The 16,383-nt window shown below is 40.0% G+C and carries 11 protein-coding genes; 2 read left to right on the forward strand and 9 right to left on the reverse strand.

All coding sequences use genetic code 11. The features are described 5' to 3' along the window. Window positions 1–84: 84 nt before the first annotated feature. On the forward strand, window positions 85–1,137 hold the full coding sequence (allD, locus tag ACFX4H_RS13020) for an ureidoglycolate dehydrogenase (RefSeq protein WP_377435525.1): 1,053 nt from the start codon (window positions 85–87) through the stop codon (window positions 1,135–1,137). A gap of 162 nt (window positions 1,138–1,299) precedes the next feature. Here the strand turns inward: allD and ACFX4H_RS13025 are convergent, their stop codons facing one another. Further along, a complete protein-coding gene (locus ACFX4H_RS13025; protein WP_377435526.1) occupies window positions 1,300–2,247 on the reverse strand; it encodes an LLM class flavin-dependent oxidoreductase in 948 nt (315 codons plus the stop codon). Window positions 2,248–2,842: 595 nt separating this feature from the next. Here ACFX4H_RS13025 and ACFX4H_RS13030 point away from each other — a divergent pair. Further along, window positions 2,843–4,111, forward strand: a complete 1,269-nt coding sequence (locus tag ACFX4H_RS13030) for an ATP-binding protein (protein WP_377435528.1) — start codon at window positions 2,843–2,845, stop codon at window positions 4,109–4,111. Between the two features lie 269 nt (window positions 4,112–4,380). Here the strand turns inward: ACFX4H_RS13030 and ACFX4H_RS13035 are convergent, their stop codons facing one another. The 8 genes from ACFX4H_RS13035 to ACFX4H_RS13070 all read right to left on the reverse strand — a co-directional run bounded on the left by ACFX4H_RS13035 (window position 4,381) and on the right by ACFX4H_RS13070 (window position 16,105). After that, a complete protein-coding gene (locus tag ACFX4H_RS13035; RefSeq protein WP_377435529.1) occupies window positions 4,381–7,551 on the reverse strand; it encodes an ATP-binding cassette domain-containing protein in 3,171 nt (1,056 codons plus the stop codon). 276 nt (window positions 7,552–7,827) lie between these two features. Further along, window positions 7,828–7,959, reverse strand: coding sequence for a small, acid-soluble spore protein L (sspL, locus tag ACFX4H_RS13040; protein ID WP_034304091.1), 132 nt, complete (start codon window positions 7,957–7,959; stop codon window positions 7,828–7,830). Between the two features lie 35 nt (window positions 7,960–7,994). Further along, window positions 7,995–8,231, reverse strand: a complete 237-nt coding sequence (locus ACFX4H_RS13045) for a hypothetical protein (protein ID WP_134784169.1) — start codon at window positions 8,229–8,231, stop codon at window positions 7,995–7,997. 104 nt (window positions 8,232–8,335) lie between these two features. After that, window positions 8,336–10,675 (reverse strand): RNA polymerase recycling motor HelD, encoded by a 2,340-nt coding sequence (helD, locus tag ACFX4H_RS13050; protein ID WP_377435530.1) that lies wholly within the window; start codon window positions 10,673–10,675, stop codon window positions 8,336–8,338. Window positions 10,676–11,116: 441 nt separating this feature from the next. Next, on the reverse strand, window positions 11,117–12,031 hold the full coding sequence (locus ACFX4H_RS13055; protein WP_377435532.1) for a response regulator: 915 nt from the start codon (window positions 12,029–12,031) through the stop codon (window positions 11,117–11,119). Further along, on the reverse strand, window positions 12,028–13,299 hold the full coding sequence (locus ACFX4H_RS13060; protein ID WP_377435534.1) for an ATP-binding protein: 1,272 nt from the start codon (window positions 13,297–13,299) through the stop codon (window positions 12,028–12,030). The genes ACFX4H_RS13055 and ACFX4H_RS13060 overlap by 4 nt, the downstream gene beginning before the upstream one ends. Window positions 13,300–13,716: 417 nt before the next feature. Beyond that, the gene (locus ACFX4H_RS13065) at window positions 13,717–14,694 is read right to left on the reverse strand and encodes a 2-hydroxyacid dehydrogenase (RefSeq protein ID WP_377435642.1); all 978 of its coding nucleotides are present in this window, start codon (window positions 14,692–14,694) and stop codon (window positions 13,717–13,719) included. A 97-nt stretch (window positions 14,695–14,791) separates the two neighbouring features. Beyond that, window positions 14,792–16,105: an Nramp family divalent metal transporter gene (locus ACFX4H_RS13070; protein WP_053536195.1), complete on the reverse strand. Its 1,314-nt coding sequence runs from the start codon at window positions 16,103–16,105 to the stop codon at window positions 14,792–14,794. Window positions 16,106–16,383 lie beyond the last annotated feature (278 nt).

Below are 16,383 nucleotides of genomic sequence, written 5' to 3' on the forward strand. Positions count from 1 at the left end.
ACCCACTTGGAAGCCATCGAGTATAAACTGCTTCTGATATCAGTAACGGATTTGATCACATTTCATTTTCAGGAGGCGGTATGGTTGAAAATCCCAAAGGAAACTTTAAAAGACTTGATCAAGACTAAACTGCACAAGGCAGGCCTTAAAAAAGAGCACGCTGACATCGTCGCTGATGTGCTTGTCTTTGCAGATGCAAGGGGAATTCATTCACATGGGGCCATCCGGGTTGAATATTATTCCGAGAGAATTGCCAAAGGCGGTATCAACACAAACCCTAATTTTACATTCGAGAAAACGGGACCAAGTGCAGGCGTGTATCATGGTGATAACGGCCCTGGTCATGTTGCAGCCAAACTAGCGATGGATGAAGCGATTGTGATTGCAAAAGAAACAGGCGTAGCATTCGTTGGGGTAAAAAGAATTTCCCACAGCGGGGCTCTTTCCTACTTTGTCCAACAAGCAGCAAAAGAAGGTTTGATTGGAATTTCAGTATGCCAAGCCGATCCGATGGCAGTCCCGTTTGGCGGCTCGGAACCCTATTACGGAACTAACCCAATCGCATTCGCCGCGCCGTCAAAAGATAACGAAATGATCACTTTTGATATGGCTACCACAGTAAAGGCATGGGGAAAAATCCTTGATGCACGTTCAAAAAACGAATCAATTCCGGACAACTGGGCAGTGGATCAACATGGTGAACCTACAATGGATCCTTTTCAGGTCAATGGATTATTGCCGATTGCCGGCGCAAAAGGATTCGGGCTGGCGATGATGGTCGACATTTTATCCGGCATTTTATTGGGACTACCCTTCGGGAACCAGGTCTCTACCTTGTATAGTGACCTTTCCCAAGGCCGTAACCTTGGGCAGCTGCATATTGTCATACATCCGGGATTCTTCACAAACTCCGAAATATTCAAGCAAAACATTTCCCAGACAATGACTGATTTAAGCGGGATGAAGCCAGCACCTGGATTCGATCAGGTTACATATCCCGGTCAAAGGAGTGCTTCAAGGGAAAAAGAAAGTAAACAAAACGGGATCGAAATTGTCGATGAGATATATCACTATCTTACTTCTAACGTCATTCACAGTGATAAATACGGGAACAAAGATCCTTTCGCAAGTAAATGACCGAAAATTTAAACTTCATTGATACGTCTAAACTATTTAATTACCATTGTCCATTTTCACTCATTTAAGCTCAATTCGCACTTTCAGTTTTGCTTTCAGCAAAGCTGAAAGGCATTCCACGATGTAAGAGAAAAAACGGGAGTGCATTAAAGCCATTCTATGCTAACCCTTTCTTTCATGAAGTTTAAATTCCTTTGCGAGCAAAGAAATGACTTTCTTTCGATTTTCGACTCCTGATACATTAGGTATAATCATTATTTCATCTGTTTCGAAAGCTTCTGCTATCTTTTCAATTTCTTCTTTTACTTGCTTAGGCGTTCCAACAATCATTCGTTTGCGATTTTGTCTTACTTTATGTTCTTCAATCGAACTAAAACCGCGGCTTTTTGCTGTCTGAATGGATGGATAATATGGCGGTTGGTTATTCGACTCTACAAAGAGTAACCATAAATCAAATGCTTTCGCTAAATCTTCAGCTTTCTCTTCAGTTTCTTCAACAATAGCAAATAATGAAATGATCGTTGTAGGTCGTTGCAGAAAAGCAGAAGGCGTAAATTTACTTCGATATCCTTTTACAGTATGTATCCCTTTTGTCCCTGGTTTTGCAAAATGGGCAAATACGTATCCTGTCCCTAGAGTTGCAGCAACTTCAGCCCCTTTTTCACCAGTTCCCAACATCCACATTTCTGGTTTAGTAGGTATTCTTGGTGTCGCAATCAGTGACTGAAAACGATGTTCATCCACTGTATTGTCTGTAAAATATTTTTTTAGATCAACTACTTGTTGATCATATGATTGCTTCTTACTCTTCCCATCATTTAATGCTTGATTTACAATTCGATAACTCGGTGACCTTCCAATCCCTATATCTATTCGATTTGGATGGAGAGCTTCCATCATCCGAAAGTTTTCAGCCACTTTATAACTGCTGTAATGCGGCAGCATTACCCCACCAGATCCGATTCGTATTTCTTTTGTTGAAGATGCTAAATGCATCATAAGCAGTTCAGGGCTGCTATTGGCCACGGAATCAACAAAGTGATGCTCGGATACCCAAAACCGTTTAAACCGAGAGATTCTGCGCACTTTGCCAATTCCGTAGTTTGCCACAAAGCCTCATGGGCATTCGATCCCTCGTCAATTGGAGAATAATCCAGTACACTCAAAGAAATCATATTCGAACTCCTTTATTTGATTTTGTTTATTATTATAATGAAGTTGCGGCCGCCTTTACATTAGGGGATAGCATGCTTACTGAGTTTTTTATCTATTTCTTCATGATGTCAATTACGTATCCATGTTATTTTTGCATTAATCTATATGTAGTTGTTATTTGTTCACCCTGTTCGTCGCATAAGAAAAGAGCTGATCGTCGTCACAGCTCTTTATAGAATTATCGCCAGTTTAATTCATTAAAATATCAACATTCAAGCATGTTGATATTCAATATTTATAATAACCTTTTTATCCTCAATTATTTCCTTCTTTGTTTTAAACAAAATCACATTATCTACTTCATCCACCCCTATATAACAATCTAACGACAAACTTTATTAATAAATTCATTTTTCTTATAAAGGCGTACTTAATGATCACTTATTTTAAATTTAAATGTCGTTCTGTAAATAAATTACTTATTAAGATTCTCTTTTTTGGTGTTATTCTTGTATAATAAACCAAACGGTTACTTTTTCAGGAGAATCCTATGAATTTTATTTATATCAATCAAAACATATTAGATAATCTTTTTTATATCTTAGTAAGTATTTTGATTTATTACATTTTATTAGATCATGGCAAAAGGTTAAGTCAGTATGTCAGGACCCTTATTACTGCATGCATGAGCATTCCTATTATTTTATGTATGAAGTTTCCTATTTATATCGATGAATATTGTGTCCATGATCTCAGGCAAATCCCTTTTATTATAGGAACCCTTTATGGTGGTTGGCCTGTAGGGTCTGCCCTGTTAGTCATCATATTATCTTTTAGGTTTGCTTTTTATGGCTTTAATTTACTTACGTTAATTGTATATATCGTAATTTTTATTATAACGGCTCTATTTTCTTCCAAATTCAAAAATTTCAATCGAAAAAATAAGCTTAATAGCTCGATATTATTAATTTTGTGTCTTGGAATACTAACGAGCTTCATTTCACTCGCTATGTCTGATCATTTTCGAATAACGGAGGCGTATGTATTTTACTTTATCATCCTCCCTCCTTTCATCATTGGTTTAGCTGTTTATATCATGGAAATTTTAAAGGATGCCATTATAATCCGGACACAAATGATAAGGCTTGAAAAAATGGAGGTAGTCAGTCAGCTTGCAGCCAGCATTTCACATGAAGTTAGAAATCCTTTAACGGTTGTGAAAGGATTTGTTCAACTGCTAAAGGCTCCTGATCTGACTCAGGAAGTAAGAGAACAATATATACAACATGTAGTTAGAGAGCTTAATAGTGCAGAATCCATTATCAGTGAATACTTAGCATTTGCAAAACCTGCAATCGAAAAAGTGGAAAATATTTTAATTAACCGTGAAATAGGATATGTAATTGAAATGATCAAACCATTGGCTAACATGAATTTAGTTACTATATCTAATCAGTTGGCTCCAGGCATCACCCGGGGGAATATTCAGCATTTCAAGCAATGCTTCCTAAACCTCATCAAGAATGGTATAGAGGCAATGCCAAACGGCGGGGAACTTAATATTGTTTCTTATGTAAATAATTTCGATATCATTATCGAAATCAGTGACAATGGAGTGGGAATGAACAAGGAACAAATAAATCGTTTTGGTGAGCCTTATTACAGTTCCAAAGAAAAAGGGACTGGGTTGGGATCTATGGTGGCAGTCAAGACCATCCAAACGATGAATGGTACACTTCATTTAACTAGCGCTTTGAATAAGGGAACAACGATTTCAATAACACTTCCCGTTTATCAAGAAGATCATCCTGGAAAATAATAAAAAAGTCCGCCGTAAATGGCGGACTTTTAGTTTGTAGACAAATATGGTTTTTATTTAAATTTAAAACCAAAGTTGATTGGAACGGAAGGTGCGAGACTCCTGCGGGAGAAACGTGTCCAAGGGAGACCCCGCAGGCGCAAAGGAGCCGAGGAGGCTCCCGGACCGCCCGCGGAAAGCGAGTACCTGGAGTGGAAATCGACGGTCAAATTGTACAAACCTTTATAAAACTGTAGACAAACTTGATTTTCAATAGAGTGCTGTTACATTTATTTTTTCTCGTCAAGGCATTGATAAACCGCCATCATGTCTCGTTTGTTCAATTCACGTATCCGGGCGAAAATGGGGATATCGGCCACGGCCTCGGTACGTTCACCTTCGGCCACGACATCCTTCACTTTCCCTGTCAGCCAGGTCTGGACGTCGATGCTTTCGACGATTTCTTTGCGACCTTCATCATCGATGCCACTGGCATGACAGCTCACACAAGGGATTGTTAATTTATACACACCGTCATGGATGTTGTCTTCTGAAATGACTTTCTTGCCATTACAGAATGGGCATTTATGACTTGCTTTAATTTTATTGATTTGGGTAACGATTTTTTTGTAGCCGAATGCTTCATAGACATAGGTTAGTTTTTTGTATTTGCCATTGGTGAAATATTTATCAATAATGGTTTCTCTTGTTTCGTTAATATTGGCAAAGTCACAGATGGTGATCTGATTTTTGCTGCTGATTGCTTCGATATTGCCTTTAATGCTGTCCCAGAATGGTTGGGTATTTTGTAAAACCACTTCATAGCCGACAAAGCTTGCTAGTTCGAGTTCGAGCATTTTCAACGCCGCTTTTGTTTCACGTGGAAGGAATGAGACATCATCAATGAGTGCGATATCGCCGCCCACAATCGCTTTTAGTTTTTCCAGTTGCGGCAGCTTACCTACAATTTTGATGACTTGATCGATTGGCTGTTGGATGATCTCGCGAATGTCCGCATCACCAAACATCAGCTTTTTATGATGTTTGAGAACCGTTCCTTGACAGACTGGACAGTCGATCATCTCTTTTGTTTCTTTCATCTGCTCTTTAATGATTGATTTCGATACGAAGATATAGCGCCCAATGATGAAATTGAACCCTTCCCAAATTCGCGATGCCTTGCCTGCTTTATCGTAAAAGGACTTTTCCCAATACCCATATAAGAAGGTATGTTTTTCGGCATCTGTCATCTCATTATAGCTTTTACTAATGTCGTGACCTAGTTCATTCTTGATCTCATCAAACAGGAATTGCAGTTTGGAATGCTGATAATATTTTAATACTTCCATCACGTCCGGATGTAATAAACCATCCCAGAATGGCACGTTTTTGTCTTGTATGACTACATCGAAATCGAATTTTTCAATGACCCGGCGTCCCGAACAGCTTGGACAATGATTTTCTGCAGAATAGAAATCGAAGCTTCTTGTATCCTTATTGGTCGGATGTGCAGCCACTATATGGTTGATCATTCCGCCCAATTCATAAAGAAACGTATATTGGCTGTACAAGTGCCGTTCAAGATCAATGGCGATCACAGGTGCAATCGTGTCGGACTCATACTCCCCATAAATCACGCGAGCGATTGGTGATAAGCTTTTTAAAATGCCGCCCTTATAGACGTTCTCTGCGTTTTTGAAATAGTCCAGATGATTTTCCTGTAAATAATCGATACCAGTTTTTGACCGGAGCGTCGAAGAGATATGCAATGGCTCCACCCGTTCGTCACTGTTTTTGTGACTGTAATAATCATCATGACTGACAACGTCAAGATGCTGGACAGGCGTTAGCTGTCTTTTGCCAAAATCCACGATATAATCCGAGCTTTCCAGCATATAGGCATTATGTTCAATCATGATGATGGAGACGGATTCATCCTCCAGAATGACCCTGACACTGTCAATGAATTGGTTTAAAATATTTTGCGATAACCCTTTTGAAGGCTCGTCAAAAATGAACAGCGTGTGTGGGTTTCTTGTCTTTGCAAACAGCTCGGAAACTAAGTGGACACATTGAAATTCACCAGTCGATAATGTTTGTGTTTTTCTTTCTAACGTTAAATAACCAAGCCCAAGTTTGATCAATAAGCTCAAACGTTTATGTGCGATGTCTTCAGATGGCAATTCTTCGATGATATCTTCGATCGAACGCTGAAAAATATCATCAATTTCATCACTGTATTTGGTTAGCTTCTTTTTAATATCAAGAAACGTCGCAACGGTCGACCGGCTGGTGATCGATTTATTTCGGTCCTGCCCGACCATGACCAACTTATCCTTTGGATACCGCTTCTGAAAATCTTTGGAGATGCATTCATTGACTAGTGTAGATTTACCGCAGCCGGACTCACCCGTAAAGGTAACGAGTCTATTCTTGGGAATCCGGATTTCTTCCATTTGAATATTACGGCAGTAGAGATCCTGAAATTGATAGGATTCCGTTGGCGCTGCTTCATTACGCTTCCAGCTGATTGGTTTGGGCCGCGGTGATTCCTCAACGATTTTCCCGCCATATTTTCCGCTGCCGGGTCCAAAGAACAATTGGTCATCCGTGCTATCCAACACCGTGTCGGAGTGATCAATGAGCCAAATTTGATTTTTATAACCTAATTGCTTAATCTGCTCCAAAATTTTCAAAAGGGTTTGATGATCAAGACCGACGGAGATTTCATCGATGATGATCACGGTATTTTCACTTGTTGCCATGAATTCGGCCAAATAAAGCCTGGTTAATTCCCCTCCCGACACTGTTCCCATAATACGGTTCAAGCCTAAATAACCAATATTCATATTGATTATATTTTGGAGAATATGCTGTTTGGCTTCACTTATATGTAAGGTCTCTGCGAGTGAAAGGATCGTCTCGATGCTTAAGTTGTTGATATCGGATATAGTATGCGGGCGGTCTAATAATTCAATGGTATATTGCTCGACTTCTTGATTGTAGCGCTTCCCCTCACACTTTGGACATTCGACGTTTTTCGTCGTACCGCGTCCTTTACAAGTGGGGCACCAGCCTAAGGCATTATTAAATGAAAAAACTTCAGGAGAAAGATTGAATTTTTCTGCAAGACAAACACGTATCTCTTTAAACACACCAGTATGTGTGCCAATGGTCGAACGGGGATTAGCTGAAATGGATGATTTGCCGAGAAAAAGGACCAGAGGCATTTCCTCCATCTTGATGGCACTGAAGTTGGTTTCCATAATATTAGGGAATAAATACTGATATTCAGACTTCGGCAATAAGGAAACGAGACGCTTCTTGGATTCTTCGCCAATGGTTTGACAAAAAGTCGTCTTCCCGGAACCTGATAAACCAGCAATTCCTAATGATTGGTCGTCTGGCAGTGATGAATCCAAATGGCTTATATTGTTCGCTATTAATCGATTTATTTTCATTTGTAACTCCTCTCATTTATTTAAGTTCAGTCTTTCATATTAGCACAGCAGTATATGTATTTGGTATTTTTTTAACGGTAACCCCATCCTTTTATTCTTTCACATCCCGCTGCTTCAAAAACGTATGATTCATCGACAAAAAACGAGGAGTAAGGATTGGATTTTTTCCATAACCAAACCAATATGATGATTAAAGCCTTCTAGATTATAAAAGCCCCTCTCGACTAAGAGAAGGGCTTTCCTTATAAAGTATGACCGCATTTTTATCCAATACGTTTATTTTGTATTGGACTTTTTTGCCTTGTTTTCAAGATCGCTTTTAGGCTCGGTGGAGAATTCCACATCTTTTCCATGTCCCTGCGGGTTAACACTTGGTGCGATGCGACCTCTTCCTGTCTTTTTACTCATTTCCTTCACCTCCAAGTATATGATGTTGGACGGATCTACTTTACATTACGGGTGTAATTAAATGTGTCTTTGTTCTGAGGAACATCAGGATCTTTTTTCCCGGCAGGCTGTACTGCTCTTCCTGTATTTCCGCTATAGCCTTCTTCCATGGGCCCTGGATAATGATAATGACCATCATTAACTGATTGAGTTGTTGCTTCACCAGCAGCATGATTTGCTCCCGTTTCCGCGCCATCAATTCTTACGGATTTGTTTTCTTTATCGTTAGTCAATCCATCTCCTCCTTTTCTAAAGATTTTCTTTTATAGTATTTCGATAAAAGAGCAATATAATTAAAGGAGAAAAAAGGAAGCACTAATAATGACTCCATTCTTTGTTAGTTCGAGGTCAGAAGTAAACTCTCCGTTGCACCGTTTTTCAAGAAGGGACTGGGTTCGCCAACCGTATAAATTTGCAAGTCATGCATAGCCCTGGTACATGCGGTGTAGAACAATCTACGCAGGCTCTCATCACTGTATGTTTGCATGGATGCATCATAAATGATGACTGCATCGAATTCGATGCCTTTGGCCAAATAAGCCGGTATAACAACTACACCCTGTTCATATTCATCTGTGCCTTTCTGTACGAGTTTAATTTCACCGTGGGCATTAAGGGCATCGTATGCGGCGGCACTTTCGGCAGCAGATTTACAGATTATTGCGATTGTATTGTACTCACGGCTTTGAAAGTCTTTGACTTTAGACATGACCTTGCGGTGCAATTCATCACGGCTGGACACTTGAGTGAGTACCGGCTTCTCGCCTTCACGATTGAATGCCTTAATTCGGTGGCCTTCTGGAATTAGTTCACGTGTGAATTCTATAATCTGCTTTGTGGATCTGTAGCTTTGATCCAAGGTAATGCTCTCGGTTTCACTTATCCCGTATAAACTGGTAAGAGTCTGGAAATCCACCCGTTCGCTGGCATGAGCGAATATTGCCTGGTTGAAGTCACCGAGTACGGTCATCCTGGCAGAAGGAAACAATCGTTTCAAAAACTCGAATTGAAATGGAGAATAATCCTGTGCTTCGTCTACAAGCACATATTTTATAGAAGTATTCGACTGGAATCCTTGAATTAACTCCTTCAGCAGCAAAAATGGAGTCGCGTCTTCATAATACAGTTTACCTTCGTCCAGCATTTTTTGGGTTGATAAGCAAATTTCCCTTTCGGCAGGTGTTTCACCCTCATTCCACAGTTCGATCCGTATTTGTTCGTCAAAAAGTTGCTTGTATATGCCCTTAATATTTATAAAATGAAGTGCTTTTATCCGCTTGCGTAACGTCTTCAATTTCTTTCGAACAATCATACGCGCAAGCATTTTATTTTCCATCTCATAATCGTCAAAGGAATCTTCATCATGGCCGCGTTTTTTCTCTAAATGGGTGTATACCTTTTGGTAGTCTTCTTTGCTAAGATACTCGATTTCCTCCTCGACCCAAGGTTGTTTTAACTCAAACTTTTCCCTTTCATCAAGTAGCTCACATAACCACTCTTTCAGCTTTTCAATCCTATTGTGAAATCTTAATGTGGTGTCTGTGTTATAAAATCTTTCCGAGATTTGTTTGGCGGAGACGAGCGTTTCCCCTCGGAACTTTACCCCTCTAAAGATCATTCCAGATTGCTCCAGTGATTGTCTGTAGGTCTTGATGATTTCAAAGAAGCGAATGGATGCCTTAAATTGGATACTTGCTGTCCTGGTGCTATAGGAAGGATCCTCCGCTCCAGTCAGCAAATATTCCAGTTGCTCATAAGGATCCTCAACTTGAAACGAGTCAGTCAGACGATGATCCAGATATTCCTGGAATGTTACCTGCTGCATATTCTCTTCGCCAAGTTCGGGTAACACATTGGATACGTAGTTATTAAACATGGAGTTAGGAGAGAATAAAATGATTTGATCGGCTTTCAGCCTTTCTCGATTCTTATAGAGCAAGTAAGCGATCCGTTGAAGGGCAGCCGATGTCTTCCCGCTGCCAGCAGCACCTTGAACAATGAGCAAACGTCCGCGATCGTTCCGGATGATCCTATTTTGCTCACGTTGAATGGTGGACACGATACTGTGCATATGCTTATCCGTTCCCTTGCCCAGTACCTGCTGCAGGATCTCATCCCCAATGGTGAGACTCGTATCGAACATTGATTCGATAACGCCGCCCTTGATGGTGTATTGCCACTTGTTCTCCAGCATTCCCCGAATTACGCCTCCGGGAGTGGAGTATTCTACAGGACCGGGAGGATAGTCATAATAAACACTCGAAACCGGGGCCCTCCAATCGTAGATAATGAAGTTTTCTCCTGTTGCATCAGTAAGAGTGGACGTCCCAATATAAATTTGTTCCGTAAGGGGAGACCCTTCTTCAGTGATATCAATCCGGCCGAAATAAGGCACTCCCTGCATGCGGCGCAGTGTTGACAGCCTCTTGAAGGCATATCTATGTGCGCCTTCGCTTTGTGACAAGTCTTGAGCCTGCTGCCTCAAGCCAATGATGGTCTCAAGGTAATCATCGAAAGTATCGATATTAACCTTGAGGTCATCCCAAAAGTGTTTACGGATATTAACAACTTCTTTTTTACGCTTTGAAGTTTCTCCTTCAATTTTGCTGATTTGTTTCGTGATGGTTTCTATCACCTCATTCAAACGTTCTTGCTCCTGCCGAATTTCATTGTTCATAACGGTCACTCCTTTAAAAAATGAGAAATTAGGGGTTGACTAGAGGTGAGTTTTACCTTATACTTATAGTAAGGGGTAAACTGTTTTTGTATATATCTAAATGTGTTTCTATACTAATTTATCATAAATTCCGAATGATATCAATGTATTTTGCACAACAGTTGCCATAATGAATCGTCATTTTAAACTTTAATTTAACAGAAAGCCAGTAACCAGTTGAGCAATAGCTTGGCTGGTTATTTTTATGTACATATTTGAAAGCCTCATTGCATCGCTAGTTCTTTTTTCTATAGAATTGAAACAAAGTCATATAAGAATACGGAGAAAATAGCGATAAAGACAAATCCCATATAAACGGATTTGCCTTTATGCTTCTTCCAACGAAAAACAAGAAAATGTTTTTGTGAATTTTCAATCTATTCCGCTTGTGTTACCGGTTTATTATTTCATCATCTGCCTTGCTTCCATAAACAGCACTTGGATAAATTTTTTCATATTATTGCGGCTCTGACTGCTTACTTTTTTGCTTTTGTCTTCTAGCTCCAGCATTTTTTTTCGGACTTCCGAGAAATCAAAAAATGTGGATGAATAGGCTTCGAATTTTGGATTCATATAATCCGTCAATCCTAATGAAGCGATATGGATGAGTGCCTGGTTAAGAGCGCGACGGACACGCTGCTCGGAAGCTTTCATTTCTTTCTGGATTTCGGCTTCTTTCGCTTGATCTCCCAGCTTTTCAGCAGCAATCCCAGCAAAAATCTCCTTTAAATATGGAAACGAGTAGGCAGGACCGAGTCTATGCTTTTCATTTTGGAGGAATCCTAAAATGTTTAATAAATCCTCGCTTCCCCCTTCGCCAATCATACCTAAATCAGAAATTAAGGACCGTCCGGCTTCCATGATATTTTTTGTATGAAAGGTTTTAGAAGACTTCGGGCGGTCCGTAAACACGTTCAACGACTTTTGGATGCCCTGGATCGATTGATCCACCAGTATTCGCTCGTTCACTTTGTTTAATATGCATGAAATTTCAACTTGGTTCAGCGGTTTTGTAATGTAGTATTCCGCTCCTAATCTATACGCCTCACCAATCATTTCTTTCGTTTCCACTTGCGATATCATCACAAATCTTCCTTGAAATCCATCAGCAAGAGACCTGATTGTTTCAATTCCATCCCTTAATGGCATGAGCAAATCAATTAAGACAACGTCTGCTTTTTTTAAAAACAACAAGCCATTATTCACTAAAGCTCCGTCTTCTGCTTCTCCCACCACTTTGCCTAAATCTTCGTCTTCAATTATCTCTGTCAACATTCCCCGAATGGCAGGATCGTCATCTATAATGAAATAATTCATCTCGTTAGCCCTTTCTCCATAATAGCATCAATCGGAATTCCTACGATGAATACGGTTTCTTTATAGGTATCCATTAGCCTGATATGTCCTCCAAATTTTTCAACTGTTTGTTTCACATACGATAAGCCAATTCCCGTCGAAGGGTTTCCCGCCGCATCGAATTTCTTTGTATAACCTGCTGTAAAAATGATTTCCTTCTGCTTTGGCGCAATGCCGGGGCCATTATCACAGATGCAAAACTCCACGAATTGATCTTTCCTTTTCACATGCAGTGATACGTATCCTTCTTCTTCAATGGCTTCCACTGCATTGGCCAATAAATTATTTATTAATGATAATACCATATATACATGATAGGGGGGATGGTCATCATCTATATGCAAGGTAAATGTAATAACTTTGCGAAGGGACTCTGCATATCGTCTATTGGACACGATCATGATGTTACCAAGGTCTTCGATCTTCATATATTCCTGCAGGTTTTTGGATGACATAAGTTTCGACAGCCCCGCATAAATCCGCTGGTTATCTTTTTTGATCTCATGCACGAGACCGGCAATCTGCAACGCAGTTTGCGCATCGCTTCCATTAGTCCCCCTTGTTTTTATCCGACGGTAAAAGTCATAACAAGTGCGGGTGATTTCTTCCGCATTCTGCATCGTTTTCTTCAGTTGAACCGATTCCTCATACAAACTTGAAATGAAAAGCAGCATTTGTTCCTTTTGGATGCGTTGCTCCGCTTCTGCGGATTTCGCTTCTCTTAGCTTTAATATATTAAAAAAGCCGAGAACGAAAAAGCTTCGAATAAAGGCGATTAAAACAAGTTGGTCAATGGCTAACAAGGGTGTGCCCTGATTCGCCAGGATGGATCGGATCGTCATCTCCGATACACTTGCAAAAAGCTCGATCAATACCCCTAAAAGCCCGATCATAAACGGCTGATCGTGCCGTTCGTTCAATTTCATTTTATGAAAGGCCAACGCGTAAATGAAGTAGTAGAAAAAGGCGGGAACATGAAGATAGATCGCATCCTCAACGGATATGTCCCGTATCCCGACAGCCAGTGAAAAACGCAAAAAAAACACACTCACTCCCGTCACTATGCCTGCAATAATCGGGTGGATGCTCCTCCCCCATAGTAAAAACAAGAAGAAGACGGGGGTTCCCAAACTGACTCTGAATGTATCATTGAAGGGGTAAAACTTGAATTCGCCCGCAAGAGGCACCGCAATCATAATCAATAGTAATATCCTTATACTCTTTTTCAATACGGTCCCTCCCCAGTCACTATATTAAAAACATAACACATGAAAAGGTAAAAAAGTGAGAAGGGTTTTGATTGAAATTATTATTTTTTCTGGTCCTTGTACGTATCCGTAGGATTCAGTAGGTTCCAGTAGGATGATCATGAGCTTGAAATAATCTAAAAATTGAAAGCGCTAACAACAGAGCGACTAAGAAGTTCAAACCTAGGTATTTCTTGTGCTGAACTGTTTGATAGATCGTAATTTCCGATTTTGATGAAATGGCAGATGTGGTTGATGAATAACAAAAGTCTGGGGAATTGATATAAAAGCCCTCCTTTATGGGAGGGCTTTTTGTTTTGCGGGATGAGTAAAAAATAATAATCCAAACAAAAAAATGGATAGCCCCAATTAAGGCTATCCAGCTTAATTTATAAAAGATCACTTCACCTTTACGCCAGCTTTAATCAACGTAGGCGGAGTTTCGCCCTGTAATCCGGCGACAAGGTTTGTTGCGGCCAGCATCGCCATTTTCAGGCGGGTTTCATATGTTGCGGAACCGATATGAGGCAGAGTGACGACATTCTTCATGGAAAGCAGCGGGTTGTCTTCCTGGACGGGCTCCTGTACAAAGACATCCAGTCCTGCCGCGTGAATTTCTCCTTTTTTTAGCGCATCGATCAGGGCTTCTTCATCCACTGTTTTCCCTCTTGAACAATTGATGAAGATGGCGGACTCTTTCATGAGCTTGAATTCTTTTTCCCCCATCATCTTTTCGGTTTGAGGAGTCAGCGGTGTCATCAAGCAGACAAAATCAGATTGCTTTAACAGATCTTCCAGGGAACAGTATGTAGCTCCATACTTTTGTTCCGCGTCTTCGTTTCTGGATCTATTGTGATATAAGATGTTCATATCGAACCCAAAACGGGCCCTTTTTGAAACGGCAGATCCGATTCCGCCCATCCCGATAATGCCTAATACTTTATGGTGGACGTCCAACCCAAACGATTTTTCTCCTATATTCGATGTCCATTGCCCTGACTTTACCATTTGATCCAACTCAGGCATTCTTCTCGCTGTGGAGAGCATCAAACCCATGATCGTATCGGCGACTGTCTCGTTCAATACCTCGGGAGTGTTCGTAGCCATGATTCCTCGATTGGACAACTCGGTTACATCCAAATTGTCGTAACCAACCGATGAATTACAGACGATTTTTAATTGCGGTGCTTGATCCAGTAAAGTTTTATCCACTTTTAATCCTGAGCCTAATATACCTTGTGCGTTCTTCAGCTCCTGAAGAAATTCAGGATAGTTTTGTGAATCAAGACCCTCAAAATAAACGACATCACAAGTCTCTTGAATATAATCCAACACCTTTTGATCCACTTTCTTATAAACGATTACTTTCGGTTTCATCATTGATACCTCACTTCCAATAAAGTAGGACCCCATCGGGTTCAAATGCTGACATAACCTTTTTGTTTTACGCCTCTATCTATAATCTACCATTATTTTAAAAAAAGGTAGTAGCTAATTGAACGGCGGACCAAATCGCTAAAACGGAAGCTAACGTTAGAATAATATTTTCGAACCAATTGTTTTTATATTTTCCCATCAAGCTTTTTTTATTTGAAAGCACGAGCATGCCAATTGCGATTACCGGAAAGCCGATTATATTTATTGCATTTACGCCAATTGTCAATGCAATGAAACCTGGCATGCCGGGAATGGACCAAATAAGCGGCGTAACTAATACAAATATCATAATCCATTTAAACATTGGATCTTTTTCATATTTACCATTGTACTTTTCGCGTCGGTTTTTATTTATTACGTAAAAGGCATCTACTATCAATCTTGGAAAACCAGTTGATTTCCCTACTATACTCGCGAACAATACGCCAAATACCCCAAGATAAAAAATGTACCAGCCAAATTGTCCTAACGACATTTGTAATGCCATTGCCAAGTCATCAATCGTTTCCACATGAATTCCATTCGGTTTTAAAATTTCTGCCCCAACCACCCAAATGGCTAAATTAATCACAATGCAAACTCCGATGGCAAACAGTAAGTCATTTCTTTGAACCTTGACATGACTCGGCTTCGTCCAGCCCTTTTCCTTCATGAAATATGGATGTACAAAGTTCGAAATCGATCCTGCCACTGCACCGATAATTGAAATCGCCACCAATAATGCTCCATGAACGCCAGTATCACTTGGAATGCTAAAACCAACTGTTCCTTTAATGATTTGCCCCACATCCGGTGTAGCTTGAATGGCCAGGAACAAGAAGGCAATGGTCAATAATGCCAAAAGCACTTTCATTACACTTTCAATTCTATTATAAATATTCCTGCCAATAAGCATAAACACTAATCCTACAACTACCATTGATGCTAAGAATGGCTGATTGACATGGAAGAGTGTCGATAATACCTCTCCCGCTCCCTTAATCATATAGGCATTAAACAGATGGCCCATGATTAATGCATAACCAAACATGAAATAACCGAAAAATGGGTGGATACGTCCATAGCCTTCAAGAATGGTTAAACCCTCTGTGTTACAAAGCTGGAACCGTGCAATAACATTAACGATAAGAAAACGAAGAATTAATGACAGAGCTAAAATCCACATTAAACTATATCCATAATCTGCACCGGCAACAGAAGAAGTCACCAGATCCCCGGCGCCAAGCCACGTTAACACGGCAAGAATTCCTGGACCATAAGCGGTTTTAAACTTCGTGAAGAAATTTGTTTTCTTACTTTCGACCTCCGGAGCAATCACAGTGGATTCAGCAAGATTTGATTGATTTTTCAAGTTATTCACTCCATTCCAAAGAGTATGTATTCGCTTTCATTTTTTCTAAAGCAATAATACTTAGATAACTCTAGACATTCAGATATTGAAATTATGACAGAACTTTACGTCATTTCCGGAATTGACATAAAGTTAACGCGCAGTATGTTGTCATGCTTCATGTTGAAGTGAATTAGATCTTAAGAAAGTTCTCCTTCCATTTGATTGAATCTTTCGACTATTTACATTGAAATTGTAAGACAAATTAAAATGTAAGTCAATCATAATATTTAGAAGTT

The sequence above is a fragment of the Peribacillus sp. YIM B13477 genome, assembly GCF_042787955.1.
Lineage (GTDB): Bacteria > Bacillota > Bacilli > Bacillales > DSM-1321 > Peribacillus > Peribacillus frigoritolerans.